Below are 24,153 nucleotides of genomic sequence, written 5' to 3'. Positions count from 1 at the left end.
TGCGTGATTGGGTAGCCAATGTGGATGATACGTTTTACATCATCGGTACAGTTGCAGGCCCTCACCCTTATCCTGCCATGGTGCGTGATTTTCAAGCGATTATTGGGCGTGAAGCCAAACAACAAATTAAGATTCAATCAGGACGTTTACCTGATGCTTTAGTGGCTTGTGTCGGTGGTGGCTCAAATGCCATCGGTTTATTTTATCCATTTTTAAATGATGAGTCAGTGGCAATTTACGGCGTTGAAGCGGGTGGTGATGGCGTAGAAACAGGTCGTCATGCTGCACCACTATGTGCGGGTAAACCCGGTGTATTGCACGGCAATCGTACTTATTTGATGGCGGATGAATATGGCGAAATCATAGAAACTCATTCTATTTCAGCAGGCTTGGATTACCCCGGTGTAGGCCCTGAACATGCTTGGTTAAAAGACATTGGGCGGGCTAATTATGTTTCTGTAACGGATACTGAAGCCTTAGAAGCATTTCATCAATTAACGCGGGTTGAAGGTATTATTCCTGCTTTAGAATCTAGTCATGCTTTAGCTTATGTGCAAAAACTTGCGCCTAAAATGAAGCCAGACCAAACTATTATTGTGAATTTATCAGGACGTGGCGATAAAGATATTCACACTGTTGCACAGTTAGATGGCATTACGGTGTAAAAATCACTTTCGGAAGATTTTTAATAGTAGTGCAGGAGTGCAAAACTTATTTTGCAAGTGACTACTTTAAGAAAATATCCAAACCATTTATAAAGGCGTGTATCAAGTTTTTCTTGGCACGCCTTTTTTAATTCAATACAAAGTCGGTTTAATTTTTTTCAAATAAGCTTCGATTTGTTCGGGCGTAAATTGGCTAAATACCACATCAGAATCCAAACCTTTTAAGCGTTCTTCAGGCGATAAATTTTCTAAAAGCTTTTCTGTCGATACATTTTCTAAATAATGCTTCTCCCAAGATTTCTCCCAAAACTTTCCTAAACGCATGATTTCTTCTGGTTCAAGCAATAAATTATCAGTGTCCATTTTGGGTCTCCCAAATAATACGTCTCGTAAACCAATTATAGTCAAATATAAAGGTCGCGGAAATTTTTTTAAATCTATTCGATTAAGATAATCAAAGGCTTTCTTCTGTTCTTGCTTTTTACTGGCCAAACAGCGTAGCCACGCATTACGTTCAATGTTTGGCAATGTGTTAAGTGAAATCAATGGAATGGTATCAATAAAGCAATTGTCTGAATGATAAACGCCTGCTTGGCATTGAGTAAATCCGAGTTTTTCCAACGTTTTAGCTTGTGGTTGTTTAGAGCTGATAATAAAGCTTTTTAATTCTGTGATTTCATCTTTATATGATTGCAAATATAAGCGGTGATTGCTGGCTGTTTGTAACAATCCATCAACCGTAATTGATTTGGTGTATTTAAATTCCAGCAAAATATGGCTGGCGTTGGTGTCTCGAATTCCGTCAGGTAGATATTTAAGTTGTTCAGGTGTCCAATGCTTTGTTTCACGGCGTAATAATAAAATATCAGCGCGTGGTGGTTCGGTCATGACTTCAACTTCAAGCTCGACAGTAATACCCGTTGGCTTGAGCAGTTCTTTTAAAATTGTACCGAGAATCAAATGCCAGTTATTTTTTGCATCCGCCATTACATTTCCTTTTCCTCCATTGTATCAAATTTAAAAACCAATCCTAAAGTTCACCCCGTTTCCTTGGCTCAGTTTTTTTCCAACTCTATGTTTTGATTACTCCTTGATTATAAAGCCCCTCCTAAAGTTTGAATAACTTACCCTATTAAACTAAGCCCAGATATGTTATACAAGGCAAATATTGCAATCAGTTGCAAGGCTATATACCTTAAGTGTTGGAAACGATTATGAGCCAAGTTAATCAAAATATTGATGAGCGTGAAGTCGCTAAATTTTCTGCCTTAGCTGCTCGTTGGTGGGATGCACAAAGTGAATTTAAACCGCTTCATGATATAAATCCGCTGCGTTTGAATTATATTGAACAAAAAGTGGGCAGTCTTGCAGGTAAAAAAATACTTGATGTCGGCTGCGGTGGCGGTATTTTATCTGAAGGACTGGCAGCAAAAGGCGCGGAAGTTTACGGCATTGATATGAGTGATGCGGCTTTGAATGTCGCAAAATTACACCTGTTTGAATCTGATTTAAAAGTGGAATATCAACAAATCGCGGTTGAGGAATTTGCTGAACAACATGCGGGTGAATTTGATCTAGTGGTTTGCATGGAAATGATGGAACATGTGCCAGAACCTTATTCCGTGATTCAGTCTTGTACCCAATTGGTTAAACCTGATGGTCATGTATTTTTCTCAACCCTAAACCGTAACCCAAAATCCTATTTATTCGCCATCATCGGTGCTGAATATGTGCTCAATTTATTGCCGCGTGGCACACATGATTATGCTCGGTTTATTCAACCTGTAGAATTAGCAAGTTGGGCACGTCGTGCGGGTTTAGAAGTCCGTGATTTCACAGGCATGAGCTACAATCCATTGACCCAACATTATTGGTTAAATTCCGATGTTTCAGTCAATTACTTAGTCCATACCCAGCCCGCATGAAAATTGAAACCATATTATTTGATTTAGATGGCACATTGGTTGACACCTTGCCCGATTTGGCTAACGCACTTAATATTGTTTTGAGAGAGCAGCAGCAACCAACGATTGATTTAGAAGCGATTCGCCCCAGCGTGTCACACGGTGCGCGAGCGATGTTACGATTTGCCTTAGGCTCAGAAGATCGTCCTGATTTTGATGATTTGCATCAGCGTATGTTAGCGGTTTATGCCGAACAGATTGCAGATAAAAGTGCCTTATTTTCTGGCATGGAACAGGTTTTAGATTATATTGAGCAAAATCACAAAGGTTGGGGCATTGTCACCAATAAATATGCGCATCTTACCGATCCATTATTAGATGAATTAAATCTAAGCCAACGTAGTTTATGCAATGTCAGTGGCGATACTTTAGCTGAGAAAAAACCCCATCCTGCACCGTTATTACATGCGTGTAAATTAGCGAAGACTGCACCAGAAAAATGTATTTATATCGGTGATGCCCAACGTGATATTGAAGCGGGTCAACGGGCTGGAATGCAAACTTTTGTCGCCTTATTTGGTTATATTGGTGCAGAAGATCAGCCTGATAGTTGGGGTGCAACTGGGTTATTAGAACGGCCTGAAGATTTAATCAATTGGCTACAAAATGCGGATTAATCTTTGTTTTATAGTCAATTTCGTTTTGGGTGTTAGAACTGGCAATCCTGTAAAACTTTAAATATCAATTAGAAACGCAGCAAAGCCTTAATTAAATTCAGATGATATAGTCAATTCTGTCTTGAGTGTGAGGACTGCCAGTCCTGTATCACTTTAAAGTAAAACGACTATATAAAAAATAAGCAATTCTTATAAAAAGCAGACAGAGAAACTTAAGATTGCCCACCTTTAAAGTCACGTTTTCCCAAAATAATCAGTAGAAAAACAAGAACAAGGAACGCTCATGTCTAAAGCTATTGTTGTCATTCCTGTCAGATTAGCTTCAACCCGTTTACCCAATAAGCCATTAGTTGATATTGAAGGCCATCCGATGATTTGGCATGTGTATCAACGTTGTTTACAAGCAAAAAATATTGCTGAAGTACATGTTGCAACGGATACGCTTGAAATTGCCAAGCTGGTTGAATCATGGGGTGGGACAGCGTGGATGACAGATCAATCTTGCCAGTCAGGCACTGAGCGTATTGTATCGATTGTGGACAAATTGGATGCGGATATTATTATCAATGTGCAAGGTGATGAGCCGTTGTTAGAACCACAAGTAATCGATGAAATGGTCACTGCATTTGAAACCACTAAACCGATGCCTGATATTGTAACCCCTGCTTGTAAGATTAAACCAGAAGATGTTTTTAATCCGAATGTGGTTAAAATGGTGATTCGTCATGATGGTTACGCAATGTATTTTTCACGTAATCCGATTCCTTATGTGCGTGATGCAGAAACCGAAACTGAATGGCAACAAAATGTGGATTTCTTGGGGCATTTAGGCATGTATGGTTATCGACGACAGGTTTTAGAACGCTATGACACACTGCCTGAAAGTCCATTAGAAAATATTGAACGTTTAGAGCAATTGCGCTTTTTACAAGCAGGTTATGGTATTTATACTTATCCAACCGAATATTCACATATTTCAGTCGATACGCCAGAAGATTTAGCCCAAGTCCGTGCTATTTTTGCACAACAACGTCGCTAAAAATACTCTGCCCAGAAATTGCCAACTTTCATAACCTTGCCGTTGGAAAATACATGAAACAATTAAAACTCACTTTTCTTGCTAGTTTGATTGGACTGATTGCCTTACTCATGTATTGGCAAGGGTTATATTATGATTATGTACAATGGGATGAAGGCAGCTATATTGTTAATAATCCGCATATTCAAGCATTGAGTTTAGAGAATTTACAATGGATGCTCACAGCCACTCATGCGGCGGTATGGGCACCAATGTTGTGGCTATCTTATGCCATAGATTATCAAATCTCAGGACTCAATCCAGTTGCCTATCATGCAACCAATATCGTATTACACGCGGCTAATAGTATTTGGATATTATTGCTGACGCTACTGATTTTGAAAATCAAGCCGATTCCCTTATTTTCCTATAAACATCAATATTTAGCTGCTGGAATGGCGGCATTATTCTTTGTGATTCATCCGCAACATGTTGAACCTGTGATGTGGATTGCTTCGCGCAAAGATGTGTTGAGTTTATTTTTTGTGCTTGCCAGCATTTGGTTTTATCTAAATTACACTCAAACTGATTCGAAAAATTATTATTGGCTAGCGGTGATGAGTTTTGCTTTGGCTGCTGCGACCAAGCCTGTTGCGATGAGTATTCCGATTATATTGTTGATTTTAGACATTTATCTATTACAGCGTATTACATCAATTAAACAGGTATTGCGCTATGTGGTGTTTGAAAAATTGCCATTTTGGGGATTTGCGATATTAACCGCAGGCATGGCATTTTATGCGCATTTATTGGCTGAACGTATTGTGGCTACTGCTGAAATCAGTTTAGACGCCCGAGTATTAAATGCGGCTGAAATGGTGATATTTTACATTGCAAAATTTATTATTCCGATCAATTTAGCTCCTTATTATCCATTTCCAGTGATTTCTAGCATTTTACCTTTAATGATGCTGATTTTATTAACAGTTGTATTATTATATTTATACATGAAATATAAACAAACGGCTTTGTGGATGGTTTGGTTAATTTTTATCATTAGCTTATTCCCAATGATGAATATTGTCACATTCAATCCCAGTATTGCAGGTGCAGATAAATTTGTTTATTTACCTATGGTTGGGTTTTATATATTGCTTGGTATTGGCATTGTCAAAGTGTGTATTCAATGTACAGAAAAATACCAATTATTAGTCAAAGCCAGTATTTTTCTAATAATGTTAGGTTTTATCCAATTATCACAATTACAAATGAGCCTATGGCAGGATAATCTGCATTTGTGGCAAGCGGCCAATCAAGCATTTCCAAATCATGTAGAAATTCAAGATTCGTTGGCCAATGCCTATTTTGAACACAAACAATATCAAGCTTCAATTTATTATTATCAAAAAAATGCTGCACATAATGAACTGTGTGTACGTTGTGATTATGGTCAGGCCAGTAATTACTTGCAGTTAGGTGAATTGAACAAGGCTCTACATTATCTACAGAAAATCGTACAAAATATCGAAAAACAACCAAATCATAAAGAAGGTTTAGATGATGTGTATTTTAAAATTGCTTTAATTCAGGGCAAACAAGGTGATATTCTGACAGCACTGGAATCTGCGAAAAAAGGGGCATTGTTAAACCCTAATAATCAGCATGGACAACAACTTAAGCAACAATTACAACACTATTATGATTTATCCTTGTCTAAGGAATAGAAACTATATTCACAGTAGTGGTGCAAAAACAGCTTTTATGATTCGACATCCTTCAAAACCGCCTCATCATTCATTAACGGGCGCATGGTGTTCAACATGGTTTTAAATAAATGCTTATTTGACTTTTCCTGAGTTGCTAATAATTGTTTCATCTGTTCACGCTGGGTTGGCATACTGAAACAAGCAGGACAACTATCAGGTATAACAGGCAACAAAACATCTTGGGCAAATTGTCGGGTTTGACGTTCTCGAATATAGACCAATGGTCGAATAATCCGTAAGTCCCCAGCATTGTTCACATAATGGGCTTTCATCGTATTTAATTGGCCATTGTAAAATGCAGACATTAAAAAGCTTTCAGCCAAATCATCTAAATGCTGCGCTAAAACCAAGACGTTATAATTTTCCTTGCGGGCTGTGGCATACATAATGCCCCGTTTCATCCGCGAACAATAAGCGCAAAATGAATCGCCTTTTAAATTCTGTTTTGCCTGTTCCATAATTGGCTGTGATTGGAAAAAATACGGCAAGCCCAAACTGGGTACATACTCTTTCAAACCACTAGGATCAAAGCCCTCAATCATAGGATCGATTGTAATGACACCCAAATCAAATTGAATCGGGGCATGACGTTGGAAATGATACAAAATATGTAATAATGCTAATGAATCCTTGCCACCAGATAAACCCAATAACAGCCGATCGCCATCATGAATCATTTTATAATCAGCAATAGCGCGTCCAACATAACGCAGTAAAGATTTAGGTGGTTTCGCAAATTGAGCCATGGTTTAAAAATACTTATTACGGATTGATATTTTTTATATTATACGAATTTATGCACAAAATTATAGTCATGACGCAAAAAGAAACTAGCACAGTATTTCAATACTGAAGCGTTTAAAGTAGCAACACAGATTAAATCAATCCTAATTTATTGCCAAATCAGAAAAAATCGATAAATGGCATAAATATTGTGAATCATCTCTCAAATAATATATGTTAGTCTTATACACTGATATTTAGACGCAAACCGCCACAATACACGCTTGATACCTTGATACTACAAAAGGCAAACCAATGATTGAATTGGATGGCTACACCATTACTGAGGAAGTTTACTCCGACAACAAGGTTTTGATTTATAGAGGACTTCAACAACCTCATTCAATACCTGTGATTCTGAAAACACTGAATACAGAATATCCCTCACCTGAAGAAATTAGCCAAATTCAACATGAATATGATATTACGCGCCAACTGAATTTAACCGGTTCCGTGCGTCCTTATGGCTTAACCAAACATCAAAATCGCCTGATTCTGGTATTAGAAGACATTGGCGGCGACTCATTGCGCAATATCATTGCCGATCGTCGAATTAATCTTGAAACATTTCTGAAAATTGGGATTCAACTGGCACATGCGATTGGTGAACTACATCAACATAATATTATTCACAAAGATATTAAGCCCTCAAATATCATTGCCAATTTAGAAGCCGAACAGGTTAAAATCACCGACTTTAGTATTTCAACACGGCTACAACCTAATCAAACTGAGCTATCAGCCAACCCCGATCAAATTGAAGGCACATTAGCCTATATTTCCCCTGAACAAACAGGACGGATGAATCGTAGTGTTGACTATCGGACTGATTTTTATGCGCTGGGTGTCACTTTTTATGAAATGTTAGTCGGTTGGCTGCCATTTCAAACCACAGACTCAATGGAATTAATCCACTTTCACATTGCAAAACAGCCGATTGCGCCACACAATTTAAACCCTGAAATTCCGTTGCCATTGTCTAATATCATCATGAAACTAATGGCAAAAAATCCTAATGAACGTTACCAAAGTGCGTATGGATTAGAAACAGATTTACAAATTTGCTGGTCTGAATGGTCGAAAAAGCATGAAATCAGCGACTTTGCCCTTGCTCAAAAAGATACTGCGGGTATTTTCCAAATTCCATATAAAATTTATGGGCGTACCCATGAATTATCTTTATTGCTAGATTCCTTTCGCTATACCACCTTTGGACATCGTGGTTTTGTGATTGTATCTGGTGATATAGGAATGGGAAAAACCATGTTAGTCAATGAATTACAGAAACATATTCATCGTAAACATGGCCTATTCATTTCGGGAAAATTCAGCAATGCGGATGAACAAGATACTCAGAATTTACCATACAGCGCGGTGATCCAAGCCTTGCGGGATTTGATGTTGCAGTTATTAACTGAATCTGCCAGCAAAATGAACCAGTGGAAACATAAGTTGTTATTAGCTCTGGGCGATAATGCGCAAGTGATTGTTGATGTGATACCCGAATTAGAAATGTTGATTGGTAAACAACCCTCTATTAATGACCTTTCACCGACTGAAAATCAACACCGCTTTTATTTGGTTTTTCTAAGTTTTATCCGTGTATTTGCCCATCATGAACATCCTCTTGTGATTTTTTTAGATTCTCTACAATGGATTGACAATGCTAGCTTACAGTTATTGAATACTATTTTAACTGATGAAAGAACCAACTCATTATTGCTGATTGCAGGCGTGCGACCTATTGATGGGCAAAATCGTATGATTGATGAGTTAGTGCAAGAAGCAAACAAACACGAAATTCGATGCGAACAAATTAATTTACAGGCTTTAAAGCTGGAAGATATTGAACAAGTTGTTGCTGACACTTTGCATTGTACTTTGGATTATGCGCATAGTTTAGCCGAATTAATCTTAAGCAAAACAGAAGGCAATCCTTTCTTTGTTAACGAATTTTTAGAGAATTTATATAAGGAAAATTTACTACGCTTTAGTTTCAAACAAAAACAATGGGAATGGGATGTAAAAGAAATTTTAGCCATGGATATGACGGATAATGTAGTGGCATTAACTGAACAGCGAATGCAAAAATTATCTAAGCCCGCCCAAATGTTATTAAAATATGCGTCCTGTATTGGCTCACAGTTTGATATACCCACGCTGAGCCAAATAGCCAACCAATCGATTGAGGATACCGCTGGTATTTTATGGGAGGCGGTTGAAGAAAATTTAATTATTCCCTTAGGCGAAGCCTATCATTCTCTATATTCTAGCGTTGATATTGAGCAGCAAAATTTAGACTTTTCCAAAACGACTTACCGCTTTATTCATGACCGCGTTCATCAAGCCGCTTATCATTTATTAGAAGAACAAGAAAAACAGCGCACACATTATCAATTTGGACGGATTTTACGAGAAAATATTGAACCGGGACATTTAGAAGAGCATTTATTTGAAATCGTGCATCACCTTAACTTAGGTATCAGCATGATTAAATTAGAGGCGGAACAATTTGATTTGGCTAGATTAAATTTGTCCGTTGGTAAAAAAGCCAAAGCCAGTAGTGCTTATGAATCTGCCGCGAATTATTTCAATACGGCACTGTCTTTATTACCTAAAAATAGTTGGCAGCGTCAATACCATTTGAGTTTATCTTTATACATTCATGCGATGGATGTGGCTTATTTAAATGCTGAAGTGGAGCGAGCTGAGGATTTATTTCAACAGGTGATGAACCAAGCAAACAGCCTGTTAGATCAAGTAAAAGCCTATGAATTGAAAATTTTATATTACGCGTCACAGAATAAAATGCAAAAGGCGTTGGATATTGGCTCAGAAGTACTTAAATTATTAAATATTACCCCTCCAGATGAAAATGCGGATTTACAGGCTTTATTTATTGAATTACGTCATCTGATGAGAAATCGCAGTATCGATGAGTTAGCCAAATTACCCAAAATGCGCGATAAACATAAACAGGCTGCATTACGCATATTAGTCAGCATGTCAGCCCCTTCCTATTTAGCAGCACCAAAATTATATCCTGTGATATGTTATCAACAAGTTAGACTCAGTATTGAATATGGAAACAGTGATTTATCTGCTTATGCTTATGCTTCATATAGTATGATTTTATGTGGTATTTTGAATGATATTGATGCAGGTTATCAATTTGGTAAATTAGCCTTAAATATATTAGATAAATATAATAATAAAGACTTCACTGCTAAAGTGCTGATGCTGGTTAACGTTTGTGCACGACATTGCAAAGAACCTGCTAGAAATGCGCTTGACCCACTCAAGTTAGCCATGAAAAATGGCATGAAAACAGGTGATATTGAATACGCTTGTTATGCGTCTATGTTCCGTAATACCTATTTGTTTTTAATCGGTGAGCGTTTAAGCAAAGTCAGTGATGAGGGTAAACATGCTTTAGAGATAATGCAAAAATTTAATCAACAATATCAATCCTATTACATGCAAGCTTGGCTACAGCTATTTGATAATTTGCAAGCCAAAACCGATGAGCCATATATTCTAAAAGGAGCTATTTTTGATGAAAACACGCTTGTACCACAATTAGAGAAGCAAAATAATGCTTTATCTCTATTTGCAGTGTATTTCTCTAAAGCCCTTTTATGCTACATTATGCGTAAACCTGCTGAAGCTTTAATCAATGCAGAATTAGCAGAAAGACATATTATGGGAGGCAATGCGTTTTTACACTATACCACCTATAAGTTCTTTTATTCTCTAATTTTATTGGCAAATTATAGTACAGCAAACAAAGAAATAAAAAAACGTTATTTAGCCCAATTACAACAAAATCAAGCCCAATTGCAACTTTGGGTCACTCATGCCCCTGCTAACTATCAACATAAATATGATTTAATCAATGCAGAACAAGCCCGATTAACAGGCAAAGTACATCAAGCTATGGCGGCGTATGAGCAGGCGATTCAAGGTGCAAAGCAACAAGGTTTTTTACAAGAAGAAGCCTTAGCCAATGAATTAGCGGCTGAATTTTATTTTAGTATTGGGATTCAAAAAGTAGCTCAAGTGTATTTGACCGATGCCCATTATGCTTACAATCATTGGGGTGCAATACTTAAAGTCAAAGATTTAGAAGCGAAATATCCTTATCTTATCCATCGACATAAAGCAGCAGACAATGTGTCGCAAACCGCGTCGCTATCGGCTAAAACGTCAGCAGCCACCATGCAAGGTATGAGCAATTTTGATTTGCTTAGTGTGATGAAGGCATCGCAAACTATTTCGAGTGAAATTGTATTAGATAAGCTAACCGAACGCTTGCTAAAAATTGTAATGGAGAATGTAGGGGCGCAGCGTGGTGTACTTATTTTGCAGAAAAATGAACAGATTAGCATTGAGGCGGAAATTCGTACAGGACAAAATATCCAGAACCCAGAATTGATTCAACAAGCAACAATTGTAGATTTAACCCAGAAAGCTGAAGATGCTTGTTTACCCATCAGTTTAATCCATTATGTGTTACGAACCAAGAATCATGTGGTATTAGATAATGCTTTGAAAGACCAACGTTTTAATAGTGATACCTATATTTTACATCATAAGCCACAATCCATTTTAGTGCATCCATTGTTAAATCAAGGGCGTTTAGTTGGTTTACTATATTTAGAAAATAATCTGATGACCAATGCATTTACGGTTGAAAGTTTAAATATTCTACGTTTGCTCTCTAGTCAAATGGCTATTTCTTTAGATAATGCTTTATTTTACAAAAAATTACATATAGCCAGAGAAGAGGCAGAAACAGCCAATAAGGCAAAAAGTGCATTTTTGATGAATATGAGTCATGAATTGCGTACACCGCTCAATGCAATCATAGGTTATTCAGATATTATTCAAGAAGATGCACAAGATATGGGTTATCAAGATATTTTACCAGATTTGTATAGAATTCAAACCGCAGGGAAACAGTTATTAGAAATTATTAGCAATGTTTTAGATATTTCGAAAATTGAAGCGGATAAGATGGGTTTAGCTCTGACTGATTTTAATATTGAGAAGCTGGTAAACGATGTTGTAACCGTGATTCAGCCGAGTGTATTGAATAATGAATTGCTGGTAACTTGTGAAAAAGACTTAGGCATGATGCACGCGGATCAAACCAAGCTGCAACAGATTTTATTAAATTTACTCAATAATGCACTTAAATTCACCCAAGATGGAAAAATTTGGTTTTACGTTAAGCGAGAACGGGCTTATCCTGATGAGGGTAACAGCCGTTCAGATTGGATTTATTTTGAGGTCAAAGATACTGGAATTGGTATGGATGAGAGCCAAGTGGAAAATGCGTTTGAGGCTTTTAATCAACTTGATAATTCCACCACACGTCAGTACGGCGGCACAGGTTTGGGTTTGACAATCAGTCATCATTTTTGCCACATGATGGGCGGTGAAATTAAAGTCATAAGTCAAATTGGTAAAGGTGCAACATTTGCGGTTCGTTTGGCAGCTTATATGGGTGATATAACGGAGTAATTAAAATAACAAATCAGATATTTTTGAAAGTATTTGATAAAGTCAATCATCTATAAAAAATGCAAAATTTATAAGTTATTGGAACGTAAGATTTATTTTTCCCACACAACAAAATATAATAGACTTCTGCGAGCTTAACTTAATGCTATAGTTATTTTATTTTAAGATGATACAGGACTGACAGTCCTAGATTTTAAAGCTATTTGATATTTAAAGTATTTCAGGATAGCCAGTCTTCGCACTCAAGACAGAATTGACTATAATATCCCTCACACAGAGTTAACAATTCATACGAAAATAGCGAAACGTAAGATATTGTCAATATTTTTCAAAAATCCGCATTGTTATTTTCTAACGCCTGCACTATATTCCTAACTTACTCTTAGCATTACACTCGTATTACAGAATAAAACAAATGGATTATCCAACAATTTTTGATGTCATTGTCATTGGCGGCGGTCACGCGGGTACTGAAGCGGCCTTAGCTGCTGCACGTATGGGCGTTAATACCCTATTGCTTACACACAATGTTGAAACCCTTGGGCAAATGTCTTGCAATCCTGCAATTGGGGGTATTGGCAAAGGACATCTGGTCAAAGAAATTGATGCGCTGGGTGGCTTGATGGCAAAAGCGGCCGACTTAGCAGGTATTCAATTCCGTATCCTTAATGCCAGCAAAGGGCCTGCCGTGCGGGCAACTCGCGTCCAAATTGACCGTAATCTATATCGGGTTGCTGTGCGTAAAGTTTTAGAAAATCAACCCAATCTCACTATTTTCCAGCAAGCAGTGGATGATTTAATTTTTGAAGGCGATCGGGTCAAAGGGGCTGTGACTCAAATGGGCTTACGCTTTTCTGCTCCTAGCGTGATACTCACTTCAGGCACATTTTTAGGCGGTGTGATCCACGTTGGTTTATCCAATTATCAAGCAGGCCGCATGGGTGATCCACCATCTAATGCACTATCCCAAAAACTACGTGACACAGACTTACGGGTTGACCGTTTAAAAACAGGCACGCCGCCACGTTTAGATAGCCGTAGCTTGGATTACAGTATCATGCAGGAACAGCAAGGCGATACACCAACCCCTGTATTTGCATTCCAAGGTGATGTTAGCCAACACCCGCGCCAAGTTCCTTGCCATATCACTCATACCAACGAGCAAACCCATGACATTATCCGTTCTGGGCTAGACCGTTCACCAATGTATACAGGCGTGATTGAAGGAATTGGCCCGCGTTATTGCCCGTCAATTGAAGATAAAGTGATGCGTTTTTCGGATAAATCATCGCATCAAATTTTCGTTGAACCTGAAGGACTTAATGTCAATGAAGTATATCCTAATGGTATTTCCACCAGTTTGCCGTTTGATATTCAACTTGGTTTAGTGCGCTCGATGCGCGGTTTTGAAAAGGCACATATTATCCGTCCCGGTTATGCGATTGAATATGACTTTTTCGATCCACGAGATTTAAAACCTAGCCTAGAAACCAAAGTATTTAACGGCTTATTCTTCGCAGGCCAAATCAATGGAACGACAGGATATGAAGAAGCGGCGGCACAAGGCCTGATTGCTGGGATGAATGCCGCGTTGCAAGTGAAAGGTTTAGAGGCTTGGACTCCACGTCGAGATGAAGCTTATATTGGTGTATTGATTGATGATTTAATCACCAGTGGCACTAAAGAACCCTATCGCATGTTTACCAGTCGAGCAGAATATCGCTTATTGCTGCGTGAAGATAATGCTGATTTGCGTTTAACTGAAAAAGGCCGTGAATTAGGTTTAATCACTGATGAGCAGTGGCAATTTTTTGAACACAAATCTATTGCGATTACAGCAGAAACCGAACGTTTAAGTAAATTGTGGGTACATTTAGATACGCCAGCAGCAGAGCAAGTTACTCAAATAACGCCGCTACGCCGTGAAGCCAATTGTTTGGATTTGTTGCGTCGTCCCGAAGTGACTTATGATAATTTAATGCAAATTGAATCGCTAAAAGCGGGTCGTCGTAGTGAACTGGCTCAAGTGCATCAGCAGGTTGAAACTCAAGTTAAATATAGTGGTTATATTGAACGCCAACAAACTGAAATAGCCCGTTTACGTCGTTATGAAGAAACTACGATTCCAGACAATATGGATTATGAAAAAGTCTCGGGATTATCTAATGAAGTACGACAGAAGTTGATTCAATTTCGCCCAACCCGTGTGGGACAAGCATCTAGGATTTCAGGTGTGACTCCAGCCGCTGTCTCTTTGCTCTTGATTCATTTGAAAAAAATATTGCATTCAAGCCATTCATAAACAATAAACTTAGCGGTTTTTGTTAGGATTGCGAATTTTTAAAAGACTCGTAATCCCAATGAATAATACGGAATTGATTGCTGATCAGAAGAAAATACATCCCATATTTTGCATGTTAGCTTGCCAATCGGACGGGATTTGGGTGGAATCACTGTATCACGAGTATAATTCAACGCCGCTTGAGCAGGGTTTGATTCTGCGGTCATAATGGCTTTGATCCCACCCCGTTACATTTTGTTTTTAACAACTTTCCCCAGCACTACATGCTTGTAATGGATGAGGTTGCTCATCTTTATAATAGTAAAAAATAAATGGCTTGGGTAAAGTAATCCGTTCTATAGCCGTTTTATTTTAAAGTGATACAGGACTGGTAGTCCTCAAATTTAAAAGTGTTTGATATTTAAAATATTAAAGGACTGCCAGTCCTAACACATAACAAGAAATTCACTATAGCTCTTCCACAATTGGCTTTGGATTTTGCTCTGAGATGTTAACCTCAAAAATAATCCAATGTGGACATTTTCCAATATGACCTGTGACAGTTTCTCCATCATGGCTAGCAACGGCAATACGCATAACAATTCCTCATTTATTAGAACCAGAACAACACTCTGTGTGCTTATATAATAAATTACGCAATGTTGCTTGCACACTATCAACTCCCTCTTTAAGTTGAACTGTGTGCAATTTAGGGTGTTTAGCAATTTCTTTTAAACGTTCATCATCAACAGGTTGGCCTTGGTATGCTGCTAATACTTTATCCGTAGCCCGTCCACTGCCACCCAATAATAATATTTTACAATTTTGATCTACAGCCGCCTGCATTTCTCTAATAGTCAGTTCACCACCGCCTGCATATATATTTAGCACTGTCATATACTTAGCCATATAAGCAATTAAGCGGTACATCACTTGACGTTCATCGCCCCATTCTTTACCGTCAACCATTACAAAATGTGAGTGATGGGACTCTAATTGGGCTTTGTTTGGTGTATTGTCTGCCTCGCAAGCCAGTTGTTTTACAAATACTCCAATACAAGGGGCTTGATGTTGCCATTTTTGCAAACCTTGTCCCAATAAATTGAAAACGCCTGCATTTGTGCCACCAGTGATAAACATAATATTTTCTTTGGCTGCCATTTGGGCAAGACCATCAATCAGGGCTTCACCAAGTTGCTCGGTAATTTCTGGGGTTAGCTCCGCAGTACCACCATTAAGCACAATTACTTTTTGTCTTGGAATCAAGCCTAAGTGAATCATGAGCCGCGTCCCAAAACTAGAATGTAAATTCAATGCTTTTAAAATGGCTTCTGGTGCAGCATCTTGTGGCGTGTCTACACCAACAGCTTGGTGATCGGTTGCGAAGTTGAAAATTGTTGTTGTCAAGGACATGCTTAGTTTCCACCTTTTTCACAAATTGTGTTGCTACGCTCTTTGCTGCTTTTGCCATACTGTCTCTTATTCATCAAGTAGTCTTTAAGCAAATCGCAACCAGTTTTTAATAAATTCTTTGGTTTTTTATACCTCATGATTTTTTTCAAATCCCATAAAATCACTTTTTTATCAGCACTACCTGAGACGACTTCCTTATTATTAGGGCTAAAGCCTACTGAGCGCACCCAACCTTTATGCCCTGTTAATGTGGTTACCAGTTTAGCTTCTGGATATGTCCATACTTTAACTAAATTATCTGCACCACCTGATACAAGATATTGTTTTCCTAATGTATTTGGTGCAAAACTTACATCCCATACCCAATCGCGATGACTTGCAGTCATAGTGGGTTTTTCTAATTCTAAGGCGGGGTCTATGAAATTGGTAACAAATTGGCCTGTTTCCACATTCCAGAGTTTAATCAGATTATCAGAGCCTGCAGTGGCGAGATATTTTCCATTTGGACTAAAACCTAGATTATTCACCCAGTCAATATGGCCATTATCACCTTTTAATTTAATGCTTTGTTGTGTATAGCGATATCGCTCATCAAACAGCCATAAACGGGCAGAACCATCAGAAGAACCTGAGGCAAGAGTACGCCCATCGGGGCTAAAGCTAATTGCTAATACACTGCTTTTATGCCCTTCTAATTCAATGGGTAATAAGTCAAGCTGACACGGGTTTATTTGTAAATTATATTGACGTAAGCGAATACTTTCAGACTTTACAGGTTGTAATTCATATTGGCGTAATTTAATTTTTTTAGAATAAGTTGTTGCTAGCAATGGCGCATGGGGATTAAATGCAATACTCTTAATTTTGCCATCGTGCTCTAAAAGGGAGCAATTGGGCTCAGGGATTTCTTCAGTACTCAATTCAGATATTGATTTTTTAATATTATTTAAGTCATAGAATTCGACAGTATTGTTATACGTTGATGCAGCTATATAAAGCGAACCATCAGGTGCAAAGTCTGTTGGTACAAAATCAACGTCTCGCACATTGACTTTTTTACCTTGCTTATCCCTCAATCGAATTGTGTTGATTAAACGATAGGTTGTACTATCCCAGATACGAATGCTGCCATCTGTACCCGAAGAAGCAATAATTGGGTTCTCTATATTTTGTGGACTAAAATCAACATCTTTCAGGCCAGAGGTATGGCCTTCCAATACTTTAACCGATTCACCTGCTTTCATATCATATAAACGTACGATATTATCACCTCCTGCCGAGGCTAACCATTGACCGTCATGACTGAAGCTTAATGCGGTTGTGCGTGCTGAACTGCCTGCAAAATTGCGTAATAGTGTGCCATCAATACTCCATAATTTAACTTCCCCATTTGCACTGGCAGAAGCAAGCATTTCCATATCTTTATTAGGATTATAGCGAACGTCATAGACCCAATTATCATGCGCTTCTAAAAGGTAATCTGGCTGCGTAACAACACTAGGTAAACTGTCTGTAATTTTCCAAAAACATAAGGTGTTATCCGCACTAGCAGAAATTAAGGTTTGATCATCATGGGAAAAATCTAAAGCATGAATACGGTCTTTATGAGTTTTAAACTGACTGATGCGTTCTATTGTCTCAGCATCCCATAAACTCACTGTTCTATCTGAGCCGGCTGTCGCAAAATATTTTCCATTATGACTAAACTTCACCGCAAGAATAGGGCTTGTCTGCATTTTTTTACTCAGCAATTGTCCCTCTTTACTCCATATCCGTATACCGCCATCACTAGAAACAGTGGCAATACGTTGATTGTCTCGGCTAATATCAACAGCATTGACTTTGGCCGTATGCTCTAATACTTGCAATGGTTCTTCTTCAATATTATTAGGATTATCCCCAATTGATAGTGACCATAATTTTACGGTTTTATCAGCACTTGCAGAAGCAAAAAAGCTTTCATCACTGGCAACGGCCAATCCATACACACTCTTTTTGTGTTTGAACTCACGTAATTTTTTTCCTTGAATTGTCCATAGCTTTACAGTGTCATCAGAGCTACCAGATAGGAGATAATTATTTTTTGGTGTAAAAGCAACCGTTTGCACTTGTTTTACATGTAATTCTAAGCGGTTTCTTTCTTGAGTTTGATTGATTGCTTTTTCTGCACGCTCTTCAATTTTTTTATCTAACCCTTTTATTTTTTGGTCAATATCATGACTATGGCGTTGTATTTTCAATCTATCCAAATCTTCTAGCGCACTAACAGAGTAATACAAAGCATCAAGCTCTTGATTAGTGGCAAGGTACGCTTCTGATAAATAAGACATGGCTTCCATACCATTTATCATCGCTACGTGACGCTGTTCTTCTGCATCTAAGCGTTGATTATTGGCATAAATGGCTAACAAGACAGCAAATAGAAATCCAATGACAATTGCAGTAATCGTCAAACGTTGGTTTTTTGATTCTAATTCTGAACTGGTTGCAATATAACGGGAATGTAATTCAGTTGGTTTGGGAGCACCATCTAAAGGGGAGGCCAGCCATTTGCGTGCATTACGTAAATCTTCACCACGCAGTAAATAGCTATTATTAAAGTTGTGGTTTTCCCAATCTAAGGCACGAGTCAGTAAACGTGTGTGAGTTTTAACTAAGTCTAAATCTGTATTGAGTGTATCAAGCAATTCACAAAACGATTTATCAAAATCATCTTGATCATCACGAAAGAAAATCCAATCTAATTTGGCTAATGGGTATGGCAATTTTCCAGTGACATCTTGTCGCAGAATAGGGACGAGTTTTTTATTATGTTTCAGTGCATGTTCTAATTCACGGGCACAAACATCAGATTTTAGTGATTCAGGTGTGATGATAAATACAAAGGCATTGGCGGTTTCAATCCCTGCCTCAATTTCATTCCACCAATCAGAACCATGAGGAATTCCTTCCCAATCAATCCAAATCTTGCAATCCGCTTTTTTAAATGCGTCAGCTAGCTTTTGAACAAAGGGTTTGTTTTTACGCGAATAAGAAATAAAGGCCGCATTCATATTCATCCTCTCACAGTCACTTTTACCACATTGTAAGCTGCTTTTTTAAGAAAAATAAAGGGATATTGCTATAATTGCCTAATTAGATACAATTTGATGTGCTAGGGAGATGACTTTAAAGCAATGTTTAGCGGGGAAATAGTTTGACTGTTGTTTTATAATAATTTGATTTTAACTGCTATATTAAGCTTCAATATCAGGGTTGCCAATCCTTGACGGACTGGCAGTCCTAACACCACTCTATATAAACATCAGATAAAGTGCCGCCTGATAAATATATTGTAAGGCTTATTCTGCTGGAATTGCTTTTTTAGCTTCTACAGTTATTTCTGGAGCAACTTCTTCAACAGCAACTTTGATTTCAACTTTTGCAGCTTTTCGTAAGCCAGTTAAATATTCCACAATTTGCTCTTCTTTAACTAATGTAGCAATCCGATCTTTCAAAGAATCAAACGGAGGTGGTTGTAATGCACGCACATCATCCACAACAATCACATGCCAACCAAAATCTGTGTTAACAGGCGTTTTGCTATATTTTCCTTTCTCCATCGTTTCCAATGCCGCAGAAAATTTTTCAACCACTTGGCCAGCACGAACCCAACCAATATCACCACCTGCTTCTGATGAGCCTGAATCAATAGAGTTTGCTTTTGCCAATTCACTGAAATCACTGCCTTCATCTAATTTTACAATCATCGATTTAGCGGCTGCTTCATCTTCAAGTAAAATATGACGCACTTTGTATTCATTAGGCAAAGTCAATTTAGCCATTTCTGCTTCATAACGTTGCTTTAATTGCTCGTCTGTAAATGAATTTTTGTCCAAATAAGCTTGAGTTGCAACATTCGCTAATAAATTGCCACGAATCGCTTCATAACGCGCAAGAAAATTAGGTGTTTTATCTAAATTCTGTTTTTCTGCATCTTGCACAACCAATTCACGTTTAATCAATTCTTCGATTAAATCTTGTTTAGTTGGCGTTTGTTCACCATGAGTCTGCTGCTCTGAACGCATCAACTTGTAATTTGCATAATCCTGTTCAGTTACCACTTTGCCATTAACTACAGCGATAGGGTCTTCTGATGCGGCATAACTTTGAGCCGCTAATAATAAACCACAAGATAATGCACACGTTGCTAATTTAAAATTCATACAATCTCCAAAAGTTGGGTAAGGATAAAAAAACAAATAGAGCTTATTACTGTTGCTCTTCTGGCGTGTAGGCTTTGATGCTTAACGCATGTATTTCTGTATTCATCAAATCTTGTACGACTGAATAAACCAGTTGATGGCGTTTGACTAAAGATAATCCCGCAAATTGTTCACTGATAATCGTCACTTCAAAATGGCCACCGCCTTTAGCACTCGCATGGCCTGCATGTTGTGCACTGTTATCAACAATATTGAAATGCGTAGGCGATAATGCAGCGGTAATTTTATCTTGAATTAACTGAATTCGGTGACTCATGGCAATACTTTTTTGAATGGTTTAACAGTTACTTTGGCGTAGACACCTGCTTCACGATAAGGGTCAGTATCTGCCCATGTTTGCGCGTCTTCTAAACAAGGAAATTCAGCCACAATCAAACTGCCGCTAAAACCAACTGTGCCGGGGTCGGGAGAATCTACTGCGGGATGTGGGCCTGCTAAAATAAGACGGCCTTCTGATTTTAAAGTTTCTAGGCGTTGTAAATGTGCGGGACGGGTTTTAGAACGGGCTTCTAAACTATCCATCACATCTTCTGCAATAATGGCATATAGCATACAAATTCCTTTAATAAGAATAAGTAAAAAATAACTTGGCTATTTTAAGAATCAATCGCTTGGTAAATTATGGTTTAACTTTAAAGTATTATATTAAATTTCATAAGGCTGTTAATCCAAAACTACAATATAGTCAATTCTATCTTGAGTGTGAGGACTGGCAGTCCTGAAATACTTTAAATATCAGGTAGTTTCAAAATCTAGGACTGCCAGTCCTGTATCATCTTAAAATAAAATGACTATAGCTTAACACGGTACAGTAGAACCACATTTCAATCGCATCACACCTTAAAATTTAAGCCAGCCATTCTTAGCGTTATTCTTGTTTCATTTCTAAATCTTGGGCTGTGAGTTGTTCACGAACCGCTTTAATCGCCGCATCAAAGTGTGTTTCCAGTTCAGGATTAATTCCACGTAAACCTTGCACCACTTTTTCACCCCAATCTAAATATTCTAAACGTCGTTCCAATGACCAACCTGTTGGTGGTGCTTGGCCAATATCTAAAATATTAGCAATTTTATCTGCCAATTTGATGAGTTTGGCTTGTGATGAAATGGTGGTCGCATGAACAATTTGCAAGCGTTTACGTTCAGATTTAGGTAAAGATTTGTCATCACTGACTTCCTGTACTAAGCCTAAAATATCTGCGCCAAAAAGTGCATCAATCTCATCAGCTTGAGTGTCAGTATCTTCTAAAGTATCGTGTAATAGAGCAGCGGAAAGTACCGCCTCATCTTGCACTTGCCCTATGTCCCAAAGAATTTTTGCAACTTGAATTGGGTGATTAATGTAAGGAGTCGCCGAGGCATCTCGACGTTTTTGATTACGATGTTTGTCGGCTGAAAACTGTAACGCACGGATAAATAAGTCAAATGAGGGTGTTAGCATGATTTTATAATTTTAGGGGTTTATGCAAATTAAATTTTATTATATAGATAGAAAATAGATTGTTTAAGCTTTAACTAAAGTCCACATTCCTATCATAATAAAGCCAATTCCCGCAATATAATGCAAATGTTTTTCGCTGATGTACTGAGAGACTAATCCACCTGCAAGCACGCCAATACCTGAAGCCACAATTAAGGCTAAGGAAGCACCAATAAATACGGTGAGTTTGCTGACTTCCTTATCCGCAGCAAATAACATGGTTGCAAGTTGGGTTTTATCACCCAGCTCAGCAATGAATACGGCGATAAAAACGGTAATGAGTACTTTATATTCCATTATTTGGCTCATTTATTCATTATTATTGGTTGCGGGCACAGCTTGTTCTTTGTCATCTTCTTCAATAACTTCGACAACATGCTGAGTTAAGTAAATGCCTTGGATAATGACAAATATGAAGGTTAAACCCATCAAACCAAATAGTTTGAAATTGACCCAAACATCGGTGCTGAAATTAAACGCAACATATAAATTTAATAAGCCTGAAAAAATGAAAAAGCCAACCCAACTGAGATTGACCACAGTCCATACTTTCGGTTCATCTACTTGAATGTGTTGATCCATAAAGCGTTGAATCAAGGGCTTTTCACCAATCCATTGACTGCCTAGAAATGCGACTGCAAACAGCCAGTTGACAATTGAAGGCTTCCATTTGATGAAGTTTTCGTCATGCAATATCAGTGTTGCACCGCCGAGGACGGTAATCAGCCCAAAGGTGACTAATTGCATGGTTTCAAAACGTTTATGTTTGATTCTATAGTGTGTTACTTGTGCAAATGAGGCCGCAATTGCAACCGCGGTGGCAACGAAAATACCGTATACCTTATATGCAATAAAGAACAGTAAGATAGGAAAAAAATCATATAAAAATTTCATAGCATCAGTTCAATTAATAATTATCAGAGAGTTATTAACAATGTTATTTTCTTTCCTATATCTAGTTTGGAAATGAATTTAATCGATTGTCAATTTTGGTTATATAGTCAGTTCTATCTTGAGTATGAGGACTGGCAGTCCTGAAATACTTTAAATATCAAATAGTTTTAAAATCTAGGACTGCCAGTCCTATATCATCTTAAAATAAAATGACTATATATTCTGAGTTGTTGAATAAAAATCAAATTACGGATATTCAGGCAAGGTCTGCATGGTTTCTTCAATCCAGACTTCTGCTTGTTTCGTAATTTCTTTAGCGGTTTTTCCTTTCGTATCAATCACTGAACCAATACGAATTTGAATTACGCCAGAACGTTTAACAATATCTTTACGCCGCCAAAAGCTTCCCGCATTATGCGCAACGGGTACAACGGGCACACCTGCTTCTGCTGCAAGTAAACCACCACTAGGTGTATAACGCCCTGATTGTTTAGGTAAGACCCGAGTTCCTTCTGGGAAAATCACAATCCAGTGTCCTGTTTGTAAACGCTGTTTGCCTTGTTCCATAATGTCACGTAATGATTGACGGATATTTTTGCGGTCAATAGCCACAGGGTGAAGTGAACCCAAGGCCCAGCCGTAAATGGGCAGTTTGAGCAATTCTTTTTTCAAAACCCATACTTGTGGTGGAAATATAGTTATAAAAACGATTGTTTCCCATGCCGCTTGATGTTTACTGAATACAATAGCTGAGGGTACATCAGGAATATTTTCTAGCCCTTGCACTTCATGACTTAAGCCACAGGTTATTTTAAGCCAAACCAATACCCCATGCGCCCACATTCTGACCAAGGTATAACGGTATGAATAAGGAAGTGGTATCGATAGGATGACTAATGGAGAAAAAATCAGCACTAAAGTATACATGCCTAAATAAAACAATAAGGTACGCACAGTTTGCATTCAGTCTTCCTTTTGACTCAATAGTGCATCTACTACCGATGCTAAATCATCATATACGGGTACATCACCAAATTCGGTTAAATCTTGTAACGTCCGTCGACCCTTGCCCGTTAATACTAAAATAGGTTTTGCGCCAGCAGCAATCGCCGCCTGCAAATCTCGCAATGAGTCACCAACAGCAGGTACATTGGTTAATGAAGTCCCAAGACGGTTTGCAATTTGGTGAAACATGCCCGGTCGTGGTTTACGACAATTACATTCATCTTCATGGACATGAGGACAGAAAAATATGGCTTCAATATTTGCACCCATTTCTGCTAGCAAACGGTGCATTTTAGCATGGATTTCATGCAAGGTATTTAAATCAAATAAGCCACGCGCGACACCTGATTGATTGGTAACAATAATGACACGGTAATCGGCTTGATTTAAGCGAGCGATAGCTTCAAGGCTACCCACAATAGGATGCCATTCATCAGGCGACTTTATATATTCATCTGAGTCATAGTTAATAACAC

At 38.1% G+C, this 24,153-nt stretch carries 21 protein-coding genes; 7 read left to right on the top strand and 14 right to left on the bottom strand.

Annotation, left to right across the window (positions count from 1 at the left end; translation table 11 throughout):
* Positions 1-665, top strand: a 665-nt coding sequence (locus tag ABXH34_RS08270; protein WP_353571402.1) for a pyridoxal-phosphate dependent enzyme, incomplete at its 5' end; no start/stop codon positions are given.
* 132 nt (positions 666-797) lie between these two features.
* On the opposite strand, the gene ABXH34_RS08265 is transcribed toward ABXH34_RS08270, so the two are convergent.
* Positions 798-1,652, bottom strand: coding sequence for a hypothetical protein (locus ABXH34_RS08265; protein ID WP_353571401.1), 855 nt, complete (start codon positions 1,650-1,652; stop codon positions 798-800).
* 227 nt (positions 1,653-1,879) lie between these two features.
* On the opposite strand from ABXH34_RS08265, the gene ubiG reads away from it, so the two are divergent.
* The 4 genes from ubiG (at position 1,880) to ABXH34_RS08245 (ending at position 5,988) form a co-directional block, all read left to right on the top strand.
* On the top strand, positions 1,880-2,590 hold the full coding sequence (ubiG, locus tag ABXH34_RS08260) for a bifunctional 2-polyprenyl-6-hydroxyphenol methylase/3-demethylubiquinol 3-O-methyltransferase UbiG (protein WP_353571400.1): 711 nt from the start codon (positions 1,880-1,882) through the stop codon (positions 2,588-2,590).
* On the top strand, positions 2,587-3,246 hold the full coding sequence (locus tag ABXH34_RS08255; RefSeq protein WP_353571399.1) for an HAD family hydrolase: 660 nt from the start codon (positions 2,587-2,589) through the stop codon (positions 3,244-3,246). The genes ubiG and ABXH34_RS08255 overlap by 4 nt, the downstream gene beginning before the upstream one ends.
* Before the next feature lie 283 nt (positions 3,247-3,529).
* Positions 3,530-4,285: a 3-deoxy-manno-octulosonate cytidylyltransferase gene (gene kdsB, locus ABXH34_RS08250; RefSeq protein WP_353571398.1), complete on the top strand. Its 756-nt coding sequence runs from the start codon at positions 3,530-3,532 to the stop codon at positions 4,283-4,285.
* Between the two features lie 53 nt (positions 4,286-4,338).
* The gene (locus tag ABXH34_RS08245) at positions 4,339-5,988 is read left to right on the top strand and encodes a tetratricopeptide repeat protein (RefSeq protein ID WP_353571397.1); all 1,650 of its coding nucleotides are present in this window, start codon (positions 4,339-4,341) and stop codon (positions 5,986-5,988) included.
* A gap of 35 nt (positions 5,989-6,023) precedes the next feature.
* Here the strand turns inward: ABXH34_RS08245 and ABXH34_RS08240 are convergent, their stop codons facing one another.
* Positions 6,024-6,776 carry a tRNA 2-thiocytidine biosynthesis TtcA family protein gene (locus tag ABXH34_RS08240; RefSeq protein ID WP_353571396.1) on the bottom strand — a complete coding sequence of 251 codons (753 nt, stop codon included), beginning with the start codon at positions 6,774-6,776 and terminating at the stop codon, positions 6,024-6,026.
* 292 nt (positions 6,777-7,068) lie between these two features.
* Between ABXH34_RS08240 and ABXH34_RS08235 the strand changes: the two genes are divergently transcribed.
* Both ABXH34_RS08235 and mnmG read left to right on the top strand, forming a co-directional pair.
* Positions 7,069-12,339: a protein kinase domain-containing protein gene (locus tag ABXH34_RS08235; RefSeq protein WP_353571395.1), complete on the top strand. Its 5,271-nt coding sequence runs from the start codon at positions 7,069-7,071 to the stop codon at positions 12,337-12,339.
* A 415-nt stretch (positions 12,340-12,754) separates the two neighbouring features.
* Positions 12,755-14,641, top strand: a complete 1,887-nt coding sequence (gene mnmG / locus ABXH34_RS08230; RefSeq protein WP_353571394.1) for a tRNA uridine-5-carboxymethylaminomethyl(34) synthesis enzyme MnmG — start codon at positions 12,755-12,757, stop codon at positions 14,639-14,641.
* Between the two features lie 38 nt (positions 14,642-14,679).
* On the opposite strand, the gene ABXH34_RS08225 is transcribed toward mnmG, so the two are convergent.
* From ABXH34_RS08225 to gmhB, 12 genes are all read right to left on the bottom strand, one after another.
* Positions 14,680-14,847: a hypothetical protein gene (locus ABXH34_RS08225; RefSeq protein WP_353571393.1), complete on the bottom strand. Its 168-nt coding sequence runs from the start codon at positions 14,845-14,847 to the stop codon at positions 14,680-14,682.
* Between the two features lie 241 nt (positions 14,848-15,088).
* Positions 15,089-15,217, bottom strand: coding sequence for a NifB/NifX family molybdenum-iron cluster-binding protein (locus ABXH34_RS08220; RefSeq protein ID WP_353571392.1), 129 nt, complete (start codon positions 15,215-15,217; stop codon positions 15,089-15,091).
* Positions 15,218-15,226: 9 nt separating this feature from the next.
* Positions 15,227-16,033 (bottom strand): TRP family putative cation channel, encoded by an 807-nt coding sequence (locus ABXH34_RS08215; protein ID WP_353571391.1) that lies wholly within the window; start codon positions 16,031-16,033, stop codon positions 15,227-15,229.
* 2 nt (positions 16,034-16,035) lie between these two features.
* Complete coding sequence (locus tag ABXH34_RS08210; protein ID WP_353571390.1) at positions 16,036-19,086, bottom strand: WD40 domain-containing protein; 3,051 nt, start codon at positions 19,084-19,086, stop codon at positions 16,036-16,038.
* A 288-nt stretch (positions 19,087-19,374) separates the two neighbouring features.
* The gene (locus ABXH34_RS08205) at positions 19,375-20,238 is read right to left on the bottom strand and encodes a peptidylprolyl isomerase (RefSeq protein ID WP_353571389.1); all 864 of its coding nucleotides are present in this window, start codon (positions 20,236-20,238) and stop codon (positions 19,375-19,377) included.
* A gap of 46 nt (positions 20,239-20,284) precedes the next feature.
* Positions 20,285-20,554, bottom strand: coding sequence for a BolA family protein (locus ABXH34_RS08200; RefSeq protein WP_353571388.1), 270 nt, complete (start codon positions 20,552-20,554; stop codon positions 20,285-20,287).
* A complete protein-coding gene (locus ABXH34_RS08195; protein ID WP_353571387.1) occupies positions 20,551-20,850 on the bottom strand; it encodes a YciI family protein in 300 nt (99 codons plus the stop codon). The genes ABXH34_RS08200 and ABXH34_RS08195 overlap by 4 nt, the downstream gene beginning before the upstream one ends.
* Positions 20,851-21,166: 316 nt before the next feature.
* A complete protein-coding gene (locus tag ABXH34_RS08190) occupies positions 21,167-21,739 on the bottom strand; it encodes an HD domain-containing protein (protein WP_353571386.1) in 573 nt (190 codons plus the stop codon).
* A 63-nt stretch (positions 21,740-21,802) separates the two neighbouring features.
* The gene (locus tag ABXH34_RS08185; protein ID WP_353571385.1) at positions 21,803-22,075 is read right to left on the bottom strand and encodes a TMEM165/GDT1 family protein; all 273 of its coding nucleotides are present in this window, start codon (positions 22,073-22,075) and stop codon (positions 21,803-21,805) included.
* A 12-nt stretch (positions 22,076-22,087) separates the two neighbouring features.
* Positions 22,088-22,672, bottom strand: a complete 585-nt coding sequence (locus ABXH34_RS08180) for a septation protein A (protein ID WP_353571384.1) — start codon at positions 22,670-22,672, stop codon at positions 22,088-22,090.
* A 246-nt stretch (positions 22,673-22,918) separates the two neighbouring features.
* A complete protein-coding gene (locus ABXH34_RS08175; RefSeq protein WP_353571383.1) occupies positions 22,919-23,635 on the bottom strand; it encodes a lysophospholipid acyltransferase family protein in 717 nt (238 codons plus the stop codon).
* Positions 23,636-24,153 (bottom strand): D-glycero-beta-D-manno-heptose 1,7-bisphosphate 7-phosphatase (gene gmhB / locus ABXH34_RS08170; protein WP_353571382.1); only part of this gene is annotated, 518 nt, incomplete at its 5' end. It lies immediately after the preceding gene.

The sequence above is a fragment of the Candidatus Albibeggiatoa sp. nov. BB20 genome (assembly GCA_016744725.1).
Taxonomy (GTDB): Bacteria; Pseudomonadota; Gammaproteobacteria; order Beggiatoales; family Beggiatoaceae; genus Albibeggiatoa.
This window is presented reverse-complemented; position numbering and strand designations above follow the sequence as displayed.